Origin of the sequence: Pseudomonas sp. RA_15y_Pfl2_54 (genome assembly GCF_963971015.1) — a bacterium.
GTDB lineage: Bacteria > Pseudomonadota > Gammaproteobacteria > Pseudomonadales > Pseudomonadaceae > Aquipseudomonas > Aquipseudomonas baetica_A.
Genome location: NZ_CAXAPN010000004.1, coordinates 126,014 through 140,222, shown reverse-complemented (window position 1 = coordinate 140,222; position 14,209 = coordinate 126,014). Strand labels below are relative to the sequence as shown.

The 14,209-nt window shown below is 60.7% G+C and carries 15 protein-coding genes; 6 read left to right on the top strand and 9 right to left on the bottom strand.

The window, feature by feature from the left end:
• Nucleotides 1-54 precede the first annotated feature (54 nt).
• From AACY50_RS04505 to AACY50_RS04480, 6 genes are all read right to left on the bottom strand, one after another.
• The gene (locus AACY50_RS04505) at nt 55-627 is read right to left on the bottom strand and encodes a HupE/UreJ family protein (protein WP_339431797.1); all 573 of its coding nucleotides are present in this window, start codon (nt 625-627) and stop codon (nt 55-57) included.
• A 27-nt stretch (nt 628-654) separates the two neighbouring features.
• Nucleotides 655-1,269 carry an urease accessory protein UreG gene (gene ureG / locus AACY50_RS04500; protein WP_339431798.1) on the bottom strand — a complete coding sequence of 205 codons (615 nt, stop codon included), beginning with the start codon at nt 1,267-1,269 and terminating at the stop codon, nt 655-657.
• Between the two features lie 23 nt (nt 1,270-1,292).
• Nucleotides 1,293-1,967 carry an urease accessory protein UreF gene (locus AACY50_RS04495; protein ID WP_339431799.1) on the bottom strand — a complete coding sequence of 225 codons (675 nt, stop codon included), beginning with the start codon at nt 1,965-1,967 and terminating at the stop codon, nt 1,293-1,295.
• Entirely contained in the window at nt 1,964-2,464 is a 501-nt protein-coding gene (ureE, locus tag AACY50_RS04490; protein WP_339431800.1) for an urease accessory protein UreE, read from the bottom strand. The genes AACY50_RS04495 and ureE overlap by 4 nt, the downstream gene beginning before the upstream one ends.
• A 300-nt stretch (nt 2,465-2,764) precedes the next feature.
• On the bottom strand, nt 2,765-3,397 hold the full coding sequence (locus AACY50_RS04485; protein ID WP_339431801.1) for a TetR family transcriptional regulator: 633 nt from the start codon (nt 3,395-3,397) through the stop codon (nt 2,765-2,767).
• Between the two features lie 172 nt (nt 3,398-3,569).
• Complete coding sequence (locus AACY50_RS04480) at nt 3,570-3,911, bottom strand: hypothetical protein (RefSeq protein ID WP_339431802.1); 342 nt, start codon at nt 3,909-3,911, stop codon at nt 3,570-3,572.
• A 384-nt stretch (nt 3,912-4,295) separates the two neighbouring features.
• Between AACY50_RS04480 and AACY50_RS04475 the strand changes: the two genes are divergently transcribed.
• On the top strand, nt 4,296-6,371 hold the full coding sequence (locus tag AACY50_RS04475) for an AsmA family protein (protein ID WP_339538212.1): 2,076 nt from the start codon (nt 4,296-4,298) through the stop codon (nt 6,369-6,371).
• 59 nt (nt 6,372-6,430) lie between these two features.
• Here the strand turns inward: AACY50_RS04475 and AACY50_RS04470 are convergent, their stop codons facing one another.
• Entirely contained in the window at nt 6,431-6,961 is a 531-nt protein-coding gene (locus AACY50_RS04470) for a ferritin-like domain-containing protein (protein WP_221732851.1), read from the bottom strand.
• Nucleotides 6,962-7,219: 258 nt separating this feature from the next.
• Here AACY50_RS04470 and AACY50_RS04465 point away from each other — a divergent pair, with 258 nt between their 5' ends.
• On the top strand, nt 7,220-8,098 hold the full coding sequence (locus tag AACY50_RS04465) for a triacylglycerol lipase (protein WP_339431804.1): 879 nt from the start codon (nt 7,220-7,222) through the stop codon (nt 8,096-8,098).
• Nucleotides 8,099-8,194: 96 nt separating this feature from the next.
• Here AACY50_RS04465 and AACY50_RS04460 read toward each other — a convergent pair whose 3' ends face one another.
• Nucleotides 8,195-9,082, bottom strand: a complete 888-nt coding sequence (locus tag AACY50_RS04460) for a DMT family transporter (RefSeq protein ID WP_339431805.1) — start codon at nt 9,080-9,082, stop codon at nt 8,195-8,197.
• A gap of 96 nt (nt 9,083-9,178) precedes the next feature.
• Here AACY50_RS04460 and AACY50_RS04455 point away from each other — a divergent pair, with 96 nt between their 5' ends.
• The 3 genes from AACY50_RS04455 (at nt 9,179) to AACY50_RS04445 (ending at nt 11,559) form a co-directional block, all read left to right on the top strand.
• The gene (locus AACY50_RS04455; protein WP_339431806.1) at nt 9,179-9,973 is read left to right on the top strand and encodes an AraC family transcriptional regulator; all 795 of its coding nucleotides are present in this window, start codon (nt 9,179-9,181) and stop codon (nt 9,971-9,973) included.
• 63 nt (nt 9,974-10,036) lie between these two features.
• Nucleotides 10,037-10,342, top strand: coding sequence for a PsiF family protein (locus AACY50_RS04450; protein ID WP_339464598.1), 306 nt, complete (start codon nt 10,037-10,039; stop codon nt 10,340-10,342).
• A 203-nt stretch (nt 10,343-10,545) separates the two neighbouring features.
• A complete protein-coding gene (locus tag AACY50_RS04445; RefSeq protein WP_221732846.1) occupies nt 10,546-11,559 on the top strand; it encodes an AI-2E family transporter in 1,014 nt (337 codons plus the stop codon).
• Nucleotides 11,560-11,693: 134 nt separating this feature from the next.
• Here AACY50_RS04445 and AACY50_RS04440 read toward each other — a convergent pair whose 3' ends face one another.
• Nucleotides 11,694-12,968, bottom strand: coding sequence for an Hsp70 family protein (locus AACY50_RS04440; RefSeq protein ID WP_339431809.1), 1,275 nt, complete (start codon nt 12,966-12,968; stop codon nt 11,694-11,696).
• A gap of 292 nt (nt 12,969-13,260) precedes the next feature.
• Here AACY50_RS04440 and AACY50_RS04435 point away from each other — a divergent pair, with 292 nt between their 5' ends.
• Entirely contained in the window at nt 13,261-14,208 is a 948-nt protein-coding gene (locus AACY50_RS04435; protein WP_339431810.1) for a DnaJ C-terminal domain-containing protein, read from the top strand.
• Nucleotide 14,209: the final 1 nt, after the last annotated feature.

The window sequence follows — 14,209 nt, the reverse complement described above, 5'->3', positions numbered from 1 at the left end:
CAATCCATTGTGGGAGCGGGCTTGCTCGCGAAGGGGCCGATCAGGCGATAGAGATCAGCCCGCCAGCAACCACGCACCCGTCACCGCCGAAGCAGCACCCGCCAGGCGCACCAGCGGCGCAGCAGCCTGAGGCAGAAAGCGAACCACCGCATAACCAGCGGCATGCAGCGCAGCGGTCGCCGCCACAAATCCTGTCGCATACGCCCAGGGACTCGACATGTCCGGCAACTCCAGGCCATGCGCGACACCATGGAACAGCGCAAACAACGCCGTCGCCGCCACCGCCATCACCAATGGCGGACGCACCGCCAGCGCAACCGCCAGGCCCAGCGCCAGCACCGACGCCGCAATCCCGCTTTCCAGTGCCGGCAACTCCAGCCCTTCAAAACCGAGCATGCCGCCGATCAACATGGTGCCGACGAAGGTGCACGGCAGCGCCCAACGCGCCGCGCCTTGCTGCTGAGCCGCCCACAAACCGACGGCAATCATCGCCAGCAAATGATCGAGGCCGCCCATCGGATGGCTGATACCCGCGATCAAGCCACTGTCGCCATGCCCTGGGTGAGCAAAGGCCAGCGCCGGGGTCAGCAGCAGCGCCAGGGCGCCCAGAATACGTTTGAATGTCATGGATAAGCTTCCTTGTTGATAAGTGAATCAGGCTGCGGTCAGCAGGCCCTGGCGTTCGATGAAGGCGATGATCGCTTCCAGGCCCTGACCGGTTTTCTGGTTGCTGAACACAAACGGCTTGCCGTTGCGCATGCGTTTTGTGTCGCTGTCCATCATGTCCAGCGAGGCGCCGACCAGCGGGGCGAGATCGATCTTGTTGATCACCAGCAGGTCGGACTTGCAAATACCCGGCCCGCCCTTGCGCGGCAGCTTGTCGCCGGCCGAAACATCGATCACGTAGATCGTCAGGTCGGACAGTTCCGGGCTGAACGTCGCCGAAAGATTGTCGCCGCCGGACTCCACCAGAATCAGATCCAGCCCCGGGAAGCGTCGGTTCAGTTGATCGACCGCTTCGAGGTTGATCGAGGCGTCCTCGCGGATCGCCGTGTGCGGGCAGCCACCGGTTTCCACGCCGATGATCCGCTCCGGTGCCAGGGCTTCATTGCGCACCAGAAAATCGGCGTCTTCGCGGGTATAGATGTCATTGGTGACCACGGCGAGGTTGTAGCGCTCGCGCAGTGCCAGACACAGGGCCAGGGTCAATGCGGTTTTGCCGGAACCGACCGGGCCGCCGATGCCGACGCGCAGAGGTTGTGTGTTCATATGCTTCTCCAAAATAACGGGCCCTAGGAACGGAACAGGCGGCTGTACTGGCGCTCATGGGCCATGCACGCCAGGGACAGACCGAACGCGGCGCTGCCGATGTGTTCGGGGTTGATTCGGGTGGCGTCCTGCTGTGCCTGTTGTAGCAGCGGCAGCAGTTCGCTGGTCAGGCGCTGGGCGGCTTGCTGGCCCAGCGGCAGGGTTTTCATCAGAACGGCCAGCTGGTTTTCCAGCCAGCTCCACAGCCACGCGGCGAGGGCGTCCTGCGGGCTGATGCCCCAGGCACGGGCGGCCAGCGCCCAGCCGAGGGCCAGATGCGGTTCGGTGCACTGCTCAAGAAAATCGCGTGCGGGTGCGTCCAGTTCCGGCAAGCCGTTGAGCAGTTGCTGCAACGAGTAACCCATCTGCCGGCTCTCCAGATGCAACTCGCGGGTCTCACGGCTGGCGCGGTGGGTTTCGCAGATCTGCAGCAGTTCGCCCCAGTTTTCATCCGCCGCGGCCTGACAATGGGCGAGCAGCAGCGGCGCTTCGAATCGGGCGAGGTTGAGCAGCAACTGATCACTGATCCAGCGGCGAGCGCTGTCCGGGTTGTTGACCCGGCCGTTATCCACCGCCATTTCCAGGCCTTGGGAATAGCTGTAGCCGCCAATCGGCAATTGCGGACTGGCCAGGCGCAACAGCGCCCAGGCCGGATTCACAGACGCACGCCGAACTGGTGGAGTTTGGGCGCGTAGTTGAAGTCTTCGTCGCCGTGGCGCGAATGGTGATGGCCGCCGCCGTAGGCACCGTGCTCCGGCTGGAACGGCGCTTCGATGGCTTCGACCTGCGCGCCGAGTTGCTCGAGCATCGCCTTGAGCACGTAATCATCGAGCAAACGCAGCCAGCCCTCGCCGACTTGCAGGGCAACGTGGCGATTGCCCAAGTGGTAAGCGGCGCGGGTCAGTTCAAAGGCATTGGCGCAGGTGACGTGCAGCAGTTGTTCGGGGCGGGCGCAAACTCGAACGATGCGTCCGTCTTCAGCCTGTAGGCATTCGCCGTCATACAGCGGTGCCTGACCGCGCTCCAAAAACAACCCGACGTCTTCACCTTCGGCACTGAAACAGCGCAAACGGCTTTTGCTCCGTGCTTCGAAGGTCAGGTGCAACTCGGCGGCCCAGAGGGGTTGAGGGTCGATTCTGCGATGAATCACCAGCATCGGAAAGCTTCCAGCAGTGGACAATACTCAGGCTAGAGCAAGGGGCTTGCCAATCGGACGAGATGTAGGAAATCCCTGTCGGAGCGTAGTGAATGTTTCAAGATGTTGCGGGAGTTTGAGAGGTTTTGGTGCATGAAGATTTTTACATGCACCAAATGGAGGCCGAGACGCTGATCCAATTGTGGGAGGGGGCTTGCTCCCGAAAGCGGTGTGTCAGGCAGGCATGTTTCGACGGGCACACTGCATTCGGGAGCAAGCCCCCTCCCACAGGAGATGTATGACTATTTGGAGGGAGGAGGGTTATTCGGTACTGCCCAGCCCTTGCCAGTGCTTGAGACCGATAAAGATGAAGCGCAATTGCTGGGTGATCTTCGCCTGAGGCGTCAGATGCTCCGGCAAGGCTTCGGCGGGCGGGTCGATGATGTCCGGCAGGGTGGCGAAAACGGATTTGACGATCAGGTCGGCCATCACGCTCAGGCCGGCTGCGTCCAGGTGCTGAAGCTTGGGCATCAGCCCAAGGTCAGCCGCCAGGTCTGCGCTGATGTTTTCGCGCAAGCGGCCAATCGCCTGTCGCACCGGTTGCGAGCCGCCGTACTGCTCACGGGCCAGAAACAGAAATTGCGAACGGTTGGCGCTGACCACATCAAGAAAGATGCGCACCGACGCATCGATAATGCCGCCCATGACGAATTCGTTGTGGCGCACCAAGCGGATGGTCTCGCGGAAGGTCTGGCCGACTTCACTCACCAGCACCAAGCCCAATTCGTCCATATCGGCAAAATGCCGATAGAAACCGGTGGGCACGATTCCGGCGGTTTTCGTCACTTCGCGCAGGCTCAGGCTGCCGAATCCTCGGCCGCTTTCCATCAAGTGGCGGGCAGCGTCCATCAGGGCGTTGCGGGTCTGTTGTTTCTGTTCGGCGCGGGGCAGCATCGCAGGACGTGTTCTTTGGCAGGACAAGCGCCGCACTCTAGCAAATCGGCTTTATCGGCGTCGAACGGCAGCGGGGATGCAACGGAGGGAAATCGCGACTTCTTTAACGCTGTGGCTGAAAAGTCAAAAGCCCAATCGGGGAATTGGGCTTTTTTTCCAGGCCACCACGGGCTTAGCTTAAAGCGGCGTTGCGTTCGATCACACGGTCACCACCACCTTCGGCGAGCGCCTGGCCTTGTGGGGTTTTGTCGTAACCGTCTTCAACCAGGCCTTTTTGTTCGAGGCGGTTGCGACCGTTTTCGGCGAGCGCCTGGCCTTGTGGAGTTTTGTCGTAGCCATCTTCAGCCAGGGTCTGGCCTTGTGGCGTGCGGTCGGAACCGTCAGCAGCAACGGTCTGGCTGAACACGGAGTAGCTGGTTTTGACTTGTGGAGTCGCCTGTTCGGCAGCGGGCAGGGCGAAAGCAGTGCTGGCTAGCATCGACAGGGTAAGGCTGAGCAGTAATTGGCGTTTCATGATGGGTTGCTCCTTGGGAGGGCGATAAAGTGGGTACGAGGGCAATGCTACTCTCGATAAGTCGATATAAAAGTTCATAAACGCAATGGTAATAATCAACAGAATTGATTGTTCTGACGGGAGGCTCTAGAACGGGCCTTTCAGGGTGACGGTTTTGCACCTTGGTGGGTATTTTCGACCCACTCGCGCCTCACAAAAGTGCGGGGGGCGGTAACGCTGTTCGACCAATCGGTCAGATTTGCGTGGCTTTTTCCGCCCAGATCCGGCTTTCGATTAAACCTGCGGGCCTTTTGCCAGTCACAGAATTCATGAGGGCCGCTTTGGCCCGCCGTTTCAGCCGTTCGCCGTGATGTGGGCGTGCGGTCGTCATCAGGAGCTTTGTGCATGACGCGCACCGGAAAAATCTTCAGTTGGACCTTCGCCACCCTTGTGCTGCTCTTGGCCGTGCTGGTCCTGATCATCGTGTTCTTCGACTGGAACCGGATCAAACCGCCGCTCAATGCCAAAGTCTCGCAAGAACTGCATCGACCATTTGCCATTAACGGCAACCTGGCGGTGATCTGGCAGCGTGAACCGGATGAAGGGGGCTGGCGTGCCTGGATACCCTGGCCGCATGTGGTCGCCGAGGACTTGAGCCTGGGCAATCCGGGCTGGTCGAAGACGCCGCAGATGGTCACGCTCAAGCGCGTTGAGCTGCGCATCTCGCCTCTGGCGTTGTTGGCGCAACGTGTGGTCATCCCGCGCATCGACCTGACCGAGCCCAACGCTGAGCTGCAACGCCTGGCCGATGGCCGGGCCAACTGGACGTTCACGTTTGATCCCAAGGACCCGAATGCCGAACCGTCGAACTGGGTGGTCGATATCGGCGCCATCGGTTTCGACAAGGGCCATGTGACGCTTGATGATCAAACCCTCAAGACCAAGCTGGATGTGCTGATCGATCCGCTGGGCAAGCCGATTCCGTTCAGCGAAATCGTCGGTGATAAAGCCGCCAAAACCGCACAGGACAAGGGCGGCGCGCCACAAGACTACGCGTTCGCGTTGAAGGTCAACGGCCAATATCACGGCCAGAACCTCACCGGCCAAGGCAAGATCGGCGGGTTGTTGGCGTTGCAGGACGCGAGCAAACCGTTCCCGCTGCAAGCCCAGGCGAAAATCGGCGACACCCGCATTGAATCGGCCGGCACCCTGACCGACCCGCTCAACCTCGGCGCCCTCGACCTGCGCCTGAAACTGGCCGGTGCCAGCCTCGGCAACCTCTACCCGCTGACCGGCGTGACCCTGCCGGATACGCCCCCGTATGCAACCGACGGCCATCTGATCGCCAAGCTGCATGACGCGGCGGGCGCGACATTCACCTATGAGCAATTCAACGGCAAGATCGGCGGCAGCGACATCCATGGCGACCTGACCTACATCGCCAGCCAGCCACGGCCAAAACTCAGCGGCGCGCTGGTATCCAATCAATTGCTGTTCGCTGACCTCGCGCCGTTGATCGGTGCTGACGCCAATGACAAGCAAAAGGCCCGGGGCGGCGAGAGCAAGCAACCGGCCGATAAAGTGCTGCCGGTCGAGGCATTCAAGACCGACCGCTGGCGGGCGATGGACGCGGATGTTGAATTCACCGGCAAGCGCATCGTCCACAGTGAAAAACTGCCGCTCACCGACCTCTATACCCATCTGAAACTCGATGACGGTGAGCTCAGCCTGGAACCGCTGCGCTTCGGCGTCGCGGGCGGCAATCTCGACGCACAGATCCGCCTCAACGGGCGCACCGAACCTTTGGAAGGCCGGGCCAGATTGACTGCGCGCAAGTTCAAACTCAAGGAACTGTTCCCGACGTTTGAGCCCATGAAGACCAGTTTTGGTGAGCTCAATGGCGATGCCGATATCAGTGGTCGCGGCAACTCGGTTGCCAAGTTGCTGGGCGGCGCCAACGGCAGCCTGAAGATGCTGATCAACGACGGCGCGATCAGTCGTGAGTTGATGGAGCTGGCCGGTCTCAACGTCGGCAACTACGTGGTCGGCAAGATCTTTGGCGACAAGGAAGTGAAGATCAACTGCGCGGCGGCGGACTTCGACATCAAGACCGGTTTGGCGACCACGCGACTGTTTGTCTTTGATACCGAGAACGCGATCATTTACGTCGACGGCACAGCGAACATGGCCACCGAGCAACTGGACCTGACGGTGACCCCCGAATCCAAGGGCTGGCGTCTGATCTCGCTGCGCTCGCCGCTGTATGTGCGTGGCAAGTTCATCAAGCCCGATGCCGGGGTCAAAGCGGTGCCGCTGTTGCTGCGCGGGGCGGGGATGGTGGCGTTGGGGGTGATTGCTGCACCGGCGGCAGGGCTGCTGGCGTTGGTGGCGCCCAGTGGCGCAGAGCCGAATCAGTGTGCGCCGCTGCTTGAGCAGATGAAGGCGGGCAAGGCGCCGGTGACCGTCAAGCCAAGCAAGTAAATCTACAGCGCCTGTCAGGACGCCATCGCGGGTTTGCCCGCGATGGCAATTTCGAAGGTTTAGAGGTCGTTCAGAATGTCCGCCATGTCATCGGCATGTTCTTCTTCCTGAGCCAGAATATCTTCGAAGATACGCCGGGTGGTCGGGTCTTTATCACCGATGTACTGAATGATCTCGCGGTAGCTGTCGATAGCGATCCGTTCGGCCACGAGGTCTTCGTAGACCATTTCCTTCAAGGTGTTGCCGGCCACGTACTGGGCGTGGGACATCTTGGACAACAGGTCGGGGTTGAACTCAGGCTCGCCGCCCAATTGCACAATGCGTTCAGCCAGGCGGTCAGCGTGCTGCGCTTCCTGAATGGCGTGTTCGAGGAATTCGTCGGCGGCCACGCTGGCTTTCAAACCGTTGGCCATGAAGTAGTGGCGCTTGTAGCGCAAGACGCAGACCAGTTCGGTGGCCAGCGATTCGTTGAGCAAGCGCAGCACCTCTTCACGGTTGGCGCTGTAGCTTTCGGTGACGGCACCGTTTTCAACGTGTTGCCGTGCGCGCTCGCGCAGGGTTTGAACATCAGACAAATGCAGGTCGCTCATTTCAGTCTCCTGGAGGCTAATCCGATTGGCGCCACGTTCTACAGTCGTGATCGCCTACCCAGGTTGTGAGTCTTGAGCGACGCAAAAAGTTTTATGGGATTTTTTGCGGTCTTGACGCCCGTCATCCAAATGCTTACCGGTGGGGCTGATGGTGGCGGGGGGGGCAGGCTGCTCATCGAGTTGTCATGTTCAGGGCGGATGCTTGGCGGGCGTTTTGCACGCCTTGCATCCACTCACCGACCACAAGGATGTTTGCCCATGTCGACGCGTTATCCACTGGTGCTGGTGCCGGGCATGCTCGGGTTTATCCGGCTGGTGTTTTATCCGTATTGGTTCGGGATCATCAAGGCGTTGCGCCGTGGTGGTGCGACGGTGATTGCCGTGCAGGTGTCGCCGCTCAACTCGACCGAGGTGCGCGGTGAGCAGTTGCTGCGGCGCATCGAGGAGATTTTGCGCGAGACCGGCGCGGCCAAGGTCAACCTGTTCGGTCACAGCCAAGGCTCGCTGACGGCGCGTTATGCGGCGGCCAAACGTCCGGATCTGGTGGCTTCGGTGACCTCGGTCGCCGGGCCCAATCACGGTTCGGAGCTGGCCGATTACCTGCTCAAGCACTACCCCGCGGACAGTGCCAAAGGGCGCGTTCTTGATGCGTTGCTACGCGCTATCGGCTGGATGATGGCGTTACTCGACACCGGTTATCACGGGCCGAAACTGCCGGTGGATATCCATGCCTCGCATCACTCGCTGACGACAGCAGGCGTGGCGCTGTTCAATCAGCGTTATCCACAGGGGCTGCCCGACACCTGGGGCGGGCACGGGCCGGAAGTGGTCAATGGCGTGCGTTATTACTCGTGGTCGGGGACGTTACAGCCGGGCAAGACCGATCGCGGCGGTAATCTGTTTGACGGCACCCATCGCAGCTGTCGGCTGTTTGCCACGACGTTCGAACGTGAAGCGGGGCAGTGTGACGGCATGGTCGGGCGTTACAGCTCGCATCTGGGCACGGTGATTGGCGATGACTTTCCTCTGGATCATTTCGACATCGTCAACCAGTCGCTGGGGCTGGTCGGGAAGGGGGCTGATCCGGTGCGGCTGTTTGTCGAGCATGCGGCGCGGCTCAAGGCTGCCGGGGTCTAGCGGTCAGCCCAAGTGAGCGTTCTTCGCGAGCAAGCCCGCCCCCACAGGAAAATGCAGGCCAAATGGGGCAGTGGGCTTGCTCGCGAAGAGGCCGGATCAGGCAACGCGGCGTTTATGGCCCAGCACGGTGGTCCAGCGCTCGGAAAGAATCACCCCTCCCAAGGTCAACAACCCGCCGACCAAGTGATACATCGCCAATTGCTCCTTTAGCACCAGCGCCGCAATCAGCGCCGTGATCAACGGCAGCAGGTTAAAGAACAGTGTGGTGCGGCTCGGCCCCAGGCGCTGCACCGCCTGCATCCACGCCAATGGCGCCAGCATCGAAGCCAACAGACACGCGTACAACACCAGCGGAATGTTCTGCAGGGTCAGGCCGGTTTTCGGCGAAACAGCAAACAGCGGAAACAACACCACAATCGCCACCAGCACCTGCAAATACAGCAACACCAGCGGCGGCAAACGCAGCTGCCATTTCTTCAGCAACGTGCTGTAAACCGCGTACGCCAGGGTGGCGATCAGCATCATCGCGTCCCCCAGATTCACCCCGTGTTGCAGCAGCGCGCCGAGGCTGCCGGACGACACCACCACCAGCACACCGGCAAACGACAGCACGGCACCGACCAATGCACCGGCGGTCAGGCGCTGGCCCAGGCTGATGATCGCCATGGCCAGCGACATCAAGGGCATCAGCGACAGGATGATGCCCATGTTGGTCGCTGTGGTCAGGGTCGCTGCGAAATAGGCGAGGCTTTGGTACACCGCCATGCCGAGCACCCCGAGCACAAAGATTTTGCCCAGGTTCGGGCGGATCTTCGACCAGTGGGCAATCACCGGTTTGAGCATGAACGGGGTGAACAGCAAGCCGGCGAGCAGCCAGCGGTAGAAACCGATTTCGGCCGGGAAGATCGCGCCGACGGCGAGCTTGTTGATCACGGTGTTGCCGGCCCAGATAAAAATCGCCAGCAGGGGAAAAGCGTATTGCATGCGTTGAAACCAGAACGTTAATGAAGCGTGATTATCCTCTGTCTGGATACAGCCCTATACTTCGAACCGGACAACCTGCCTCTGAAACCGGACAGCATGAACAGCAAACACATCGATCTGCTGGATTTCAGCGAACTGCCGTCGACGGTGTACTTCCGTTACGCCGACTTCAACGCCCACGAATTCGCCGCGCCGCACCGCCATCCGTGGGGCACGCTGGAGTATGCGGCTCATGGCGTGCTGCACATGGACGTCGACGGCAGCCGTTTCATGTCGCCGCCGCAATACGCGGTGTGGGTGCCGCCGCAGGTCGAGCACAGTTTCTACAGCCATCAACCGGTCAATTATCGGGCGGTGTGTCTCGCGCCCAAGGTCTGTGCCGAGTTGCCGGCGCGGGCTTGCACGCTGGCGATCAGCGACATTCTCAAGGCGATCCTCAAGGACTTCGCCGCCCGCGACGTGAAGATCCCCGAACACGATGCCGATCAGCGTCTGGCCCAGGTGCTGGTCGATCAACTGCAACAGGCGCCGGTGCATGAGTGTTACCTGCCGTATGCCAGCAGTCCCGGTTTGCTATCGATCCTCGACGCGTTGCAGGCCTATCCGGGCAACAACCAGCCGTTGGCACAGTGGGCGGCGCAAGTGCATGTCAGCGAACGCACGCTGGCTCGGCAGTTCGTGCGCGAACTGGGGATGAGTTTCGGTGAGTGGCGCCAGCGCCTGCGCTATCTCGCCGCGATCGATGCACTGGAAACGTCGCGCAGCGTGCAGGAAATCGCCTTCGACCTGGGTTACAGCAGTGGCTCGGCGTTTATCGCCATGTTCGCCCGTCAGGCCGGATGTACGCCGGAGCAGTACCGGCGCAGCCACCTGGAAGGCAGGAAGGTGTAACAAGATTTGGCTACACTTCTGCGTAGGCCGCATCCATCGGTGCGGCGACAAGGAGAAAACTCCATGAAGATGTTGCGTGTCCCTTTGTTGATGATCGGTCTGCTGCTGTGCTTCCAGGGTTTTGCCGCCACCGCGCAACAGAACAAAATGACCACCTGCAATGCCGATGCGACCGCCAAGAGCCTGAAAGGCGATGCGCGCAAAACGTTCATGAGCACCTGCCTCAAAGCCGCGCCAGCAGCCAACGATGGCAAGGCGATGACGCCCCAGCAGCAGAAAATGAAAACCTGCAACGCTGATGCGAAAACCAAGGCGTTGACCGGCGATGCACGCAAGACTTTCATGAGTGATTGCCTGAAGAAAAAGTAATCAGCAGGGATATGCGGCGAACGGGCCGGCCTCTTCGCGAGCAGGCTCGCTCCCCCATTGAAATGCGTACCCCAGTGGGAGCTAGCCTGCTCGCGATGGGGCCATTGAGCGCACCCACACCCTTCGCCCCTGCATATTTCTAGTGCTCCCCCCGGATCGCTGGCAGACTGCCCATCCTTTTACGCCGTTCGTTTTGAGGCTGTATGCCAACGTTTTCTCAGCGTCATGTTGTGTTCTGGGTCAGTTGCATCATCATTTTCGGCGGTTTGCTGCTGGTGTTGCCGCTGCGCTTGCTGCCCAGTCTGTTGGCCGGATTGTTGGTGTTCGAATTGGTCAACATGCTCACCCCGCAACTGCAACGGCTGATTGAAGGCCGCCGCGCACGTTGGCTGGCGGTGGCGTTGCTCGGTACGCTGGTGGTCAGTGTGCTGGCGCTGCTCTTCGCCGGCGCCATCAGTTTCCTGCTGCACGAAGCGGAAAATCCCGGGGCGTCGCTCGACAAATTCATGGGCGTGATTGATCGCGCGCGCGGTCAGTTGCCGCCGTTCATCGACGCCTACCTGCCGGCCAGTGCGGCGGAATTTCGCGTGGCGATCGGCGAATGGGCCGGCAAACACCTGGCCGATCTGCAACTGGTGGGCAAGGACGCAGCGCACATGTTCGTCACGCTGCTGATCGGCATGGTGCTTGGCGCAATCATCGCGCTGCAGCGCATACCGGACGTGACCAAGCGCAAGCCGCTGGCCGCCGCACTGTTCGACCGCTTGCACCTGCTGGTGCAGGCGTTTCGCAACATCGTCTTCGCGCAGATCAAGATTTCCCTGCTCAACACCTTCTTCACCGGCATCTTCCTGGCGGTGATCCTGCCGATGTTCGGCATCAAACTGCCGCTGACCAAAACCCTGATCGTGCTGACCTTCCTGCTCGGCCTGCTGCCGGTGATCGGCAACCTGATGTCGAACACCCTGATTACCATTGTCGGTCTGTCGCTGTCGATCTGGGTGGCGCTGGCGGCGCTGGGCTACCTGATTTTTATCCACAAGCTCGAATACTTTCTCAACGCGCGCATTGTCGGCGGGCAGATCAGTGCCAAGTCGTGGGAGTTGCTGCTGGCGATGCTGGTGTTCGAGGCCGCGTTCGGCCTGCCGGGGGTGGTGGCGGGGCCGATTTACTACGCGTATCTCAAGAGTGAGTTGAAGCTGGGCGGGATGGTTTGATTCAGATTTTGTAGTGTTTGAGCGGGCCTCTTCGCGAGCAGGCCCGCTCCCACATTTGACCGCATTCCTTCAGCTAGAATGCAATCCAGTGTGGGAGCGGGCTTGCTCGCGAAGGGCGCACCGCCGATTTCGGATCAGGCCATGGCGCCATAACGCTTCATGGCTTCAATCGCCAGACCGCTGCCGATGCTGCCAAAGATATTGCCTTCGACATGTCGCGCATTCGGCAGCATCGCCGAGACGCTGTTGCGCAGCGCCGGAATGCCGCTGGAACCACCGGTGAAGAACACCGTATCCACCTGACCTACCGATACATTGGCGTCGTTCAACAGTTGCGTGACGCTGCCGCGAACCCGTTCCAGTTGCGCGTCGATGGCTGATTCGAACAGGGCACGGGTCAGTTCCACGCTCAGCCCGGCTTCGATGCGATCCAGCGGCACATGCCGGCTGTCGGTATGAGTGAGCTGAATCTTGGTCTCTTCCACTTCCATCGCCAGCCAGTGCCCGGCGCGTTGTTCGATCAGTTTGAACAGGCGATCGATGCCGCCGGTGTCTTCGATGTCGTAGCGCATGCTGCCCAGCGCCAGGCTGGATTTTTGCGAGTACACCGAGTTGATCGTGTGCCAGGTCGCCAGGTTCATGTGGTGGCTGGTCGGCATGTAGGCGCCGCTCTTCATACGGCTGCCGTAGCCGAACAGCGGCATCAGGCCTTGCAGGCTCAGTTGTTTGTCGAAGTCGGTACCGCCGATGTGCACGCCGCCCGTGGCGAGGATGTCGTCGTGACGGTTATCCACACCGCGACGCTCGGGCGACAGACGCACCAGCGAGAAGTCGGACGTACCACCGCCGATGTCGACGATCAGTACCAGCTCTTCTTTCTCGATGGTCGACTCGTAGTCGAAGGCCGCGGCAATGGGTTCGTACTGGAATGACACGTCCTTGAAGCCGATCTTGCGCGCGACTTCTACCAACGTGTCTTCGGCTTCCTGGTCGGCCAGCGGATCGTCATCGACGAAAAACACCGGACGGCCCAGCACCACTTGCTCGAATTCCCGACCGGCGGCGGTTTCGGCACGGCTCTTGAGCTGACCGATGAACAGACCGAGCAAGTCCTTGAACGGCATCGCGGTGCCCAGGACGCTGGTGTCGTGCTTGATCAACTTGGAGCCGAGCAGGCTCTTGAGCGAGCGCATCAGCCGGCCTTCGTAGCCTTCCAGGTACTCGTGCAGCGCCAGGCGACCGTACACCGGACGGCGCTCCTCAATGTTGAAGAAGACCACTGACGGCAGGGTGATCTTGTCGTCTTCCAGCGCGATCATCGTTTCCATGCCGGGGCGCAGCCAGCCGACGGTGGAGTTGGACGTGCCGAAGTCGATGCCGCAGGCACGGGCTGGAGAGGCGTTGTTCATGTCTTTCGGGTTCCGGTCAAAAAACGGCCGCGCAGTGTATGTCAGTGCGCGGCAGATTCGAAGGCCGGTCATCAGCTATTTCACGAGCACGCTGGGTTGAAAGTCTCAGCTTTGCCCCAAACTTGCTGGCATGGGCAGGCAGACATACCGGCGGTCGCAAGAACCGCCGCCCACTGCCGATAAACTTCTGTTGCGCCACCCGGTCACAAGTTTGAGATCGGTCAACCCGGCACGCGCAAATAGGCGCATGCTGGCATCGGCGCGAAATCGATAACGGATGGTGACTCCTTCAATGGACTTCAAAGACTATTACAAGATACTCGGCGTGGAGCCGACAGCAGACGACAAGGCCATCAAGGCGGCCTATCGCAAGCTGGCGCGCAAATACCACCCCGATGTCAGCAAGGAAAAAGACGCCGAGGCCAAGTTCAAGGATGCCTCGGAAGCCTATGAAGCGCTGAAAAGCGCGGACAAACGCGCCGAATACGACGAACTGCGCCGCTATGGCCAGCACGGACAACCGTTCCAGGGGCCGCCGGGCTGGCAGAGCCGTGGCGGCTTTGGCGGCGGTCAGGACACCGGCGATTTCTCGGACTTCTTCAGTTCGATCTTTGGCAATCGCGGCCCCGGTTTCGGTGGCGGCGAAGGTCGGCAACAACGCAGTACGGGACGCCGAGGGCAAGACGTGGAAATGGAACTGCCGGTTTTCCTTGAAGAGACGCTTTCGAACGAATCCAAGAAAGTCACCTTCCAGGTGCCGCAATACAACGCTAACGGCCAGCACGTCAGCAACACCACCAAGAGCCTGAACGTGAAGATCCCGGCAGGCGTGGCCGACGGCGAGCGCATCCGCCTCAAAGGCCAGGGCGCACCGGGCATCGGTGGCGGGGCGAATGGCGATCTGTACCTGACGATTCGTTTTGCGCCGCACCCCAAGTTCGATGTCGAAGGCGACAACCTGATCATCACGCTGCCACTGGCGCCGTGGGAGCTGGTGCTGGGGGCTGAAGTGGCCGTGCCGACCCTGACCGGCAAGATCAACCTCAAAGTGCCGGCCGGCAGCCAGAACGGTCAGCGCATGCGGGCCAAGGGTCATGGTCTGAAAAACAAGGCGGGCGAGCGCGGTTACCTGTTCGTGCAGCTCAAGGCCGTCATGCCGAAAACCGCAGACGATGAGGTCATCGCGTTGTGGCAGGAACTGGCGAAGAAAGCCGCCTTCAATCCGCGAGAGAACTTCTGAA

What these genes read in the sequence shown, in the direction of transcription:
- AACY50_RS04460 (WP_339431805.1), bottom strand. Translation starts at nt 9,082, where the DNA reads ATGCAATACGCTTTTCCCCTGCTGGCGATTTTTATCTGGGCCGGCAAC.
- AACY50_RS04440 (WP_339431809.1), bottom strand. Translation starts at nt 12,968, where the DNA reads ATGAACAACGCCTCTCCAGCCCGTGCCTGCGGCATCGACTTCGGCACG.
- ureE (WP_339431800.1), bottom strand. Translation starts at nt 2,464, where the DNA reads ATGCTGGTGATTCATCGCAGAATCGACCCTCAACCCCTCTGGGCCGCC.
- AACY50_RS04505 (WP_339431797.1), bottom strand. Translation starts at nt 627, where the DNA reads ATGACATTCAAACGTATTCTGGGCGCCCTGGCGCTGCTGCTGACCCCG.
- AACY50_RS04485 (WP_339431801.1), bottom strand. Translation starts at nt 3,397, where the DNA reads ATGCTGCCCCGCGCCGAACAGAAACAACAGACCCGCAACGCCCTGATG.
- AACY50_RS04480 (WP_339431802.1), bottom strand. Translation starts at nt 3,911, where the DNA reads ATGAAACGCCAATTACTGCTCAGCCTTACCCTGTCGATGCTAGCCAGC.
- AACY50_RS04470 (WP_221732851.1), bottom strand. Translation starts at nt 6,961, where the DNA reads ATGAGCGACCTGCATTTGTCTGATGTTCAAACCCTGCGCGAGCGCGCA.
- AACY50_RS04445 (WP_221732846.1), top strand. Translation starts at nt 10,546, where the DNA reads ATGCCAACGTTTTCTCAGCGTCATGTTGTGTTCTGGGTCAGTTGCATC.
- AACY50_RS04450 (WP_339464598.1), top strand. Translation starts at nt 10,037, where the DNA reads ATGAAGATGTTGCGTGTCCCTTTGTTGATGATCGGTCTGCTGCTGTGC.
- AACY50_RS04475 (WP_339538212.1), top strand. Translation starts at nt 4,296, where the DNA reads ATGACGCGCACCGGAAAAATCTTCAGTTGGACCTTCGCCACCCTTGTG.
- AACY50_RS04435 (WP_339431810.1), top strand. Translation starts at nt 13,261, where the DNA reads ATGGACTTCAAAGACTATTACAAGATACTCGGCGTGGAGCCGACAGCA.
- AACY50_RS04455 (WP_339431806.1), top strand. Translation starts at nt 9,179, where the DNA reads ATGAACAGCAAACACATCGATCTGCTGGATTTCAGCGAACTGCCGTCG.
- AACY50_RS04465 (WP_339431804.1), top strand. Translation starts at nt 7,220, where the DNA reads ATGTCGACGCGTTATCCACTGGTGCTGGTGCCGGGCATGCTCGGGTTT.
- ureG (WP_339431798.1), bottom strand. Translation starts at nt 1,269, where the DNA reads ATGAACACACAACCTCTGCGCGTCGGCATCGGCGGCCCGGTCGGTTCC.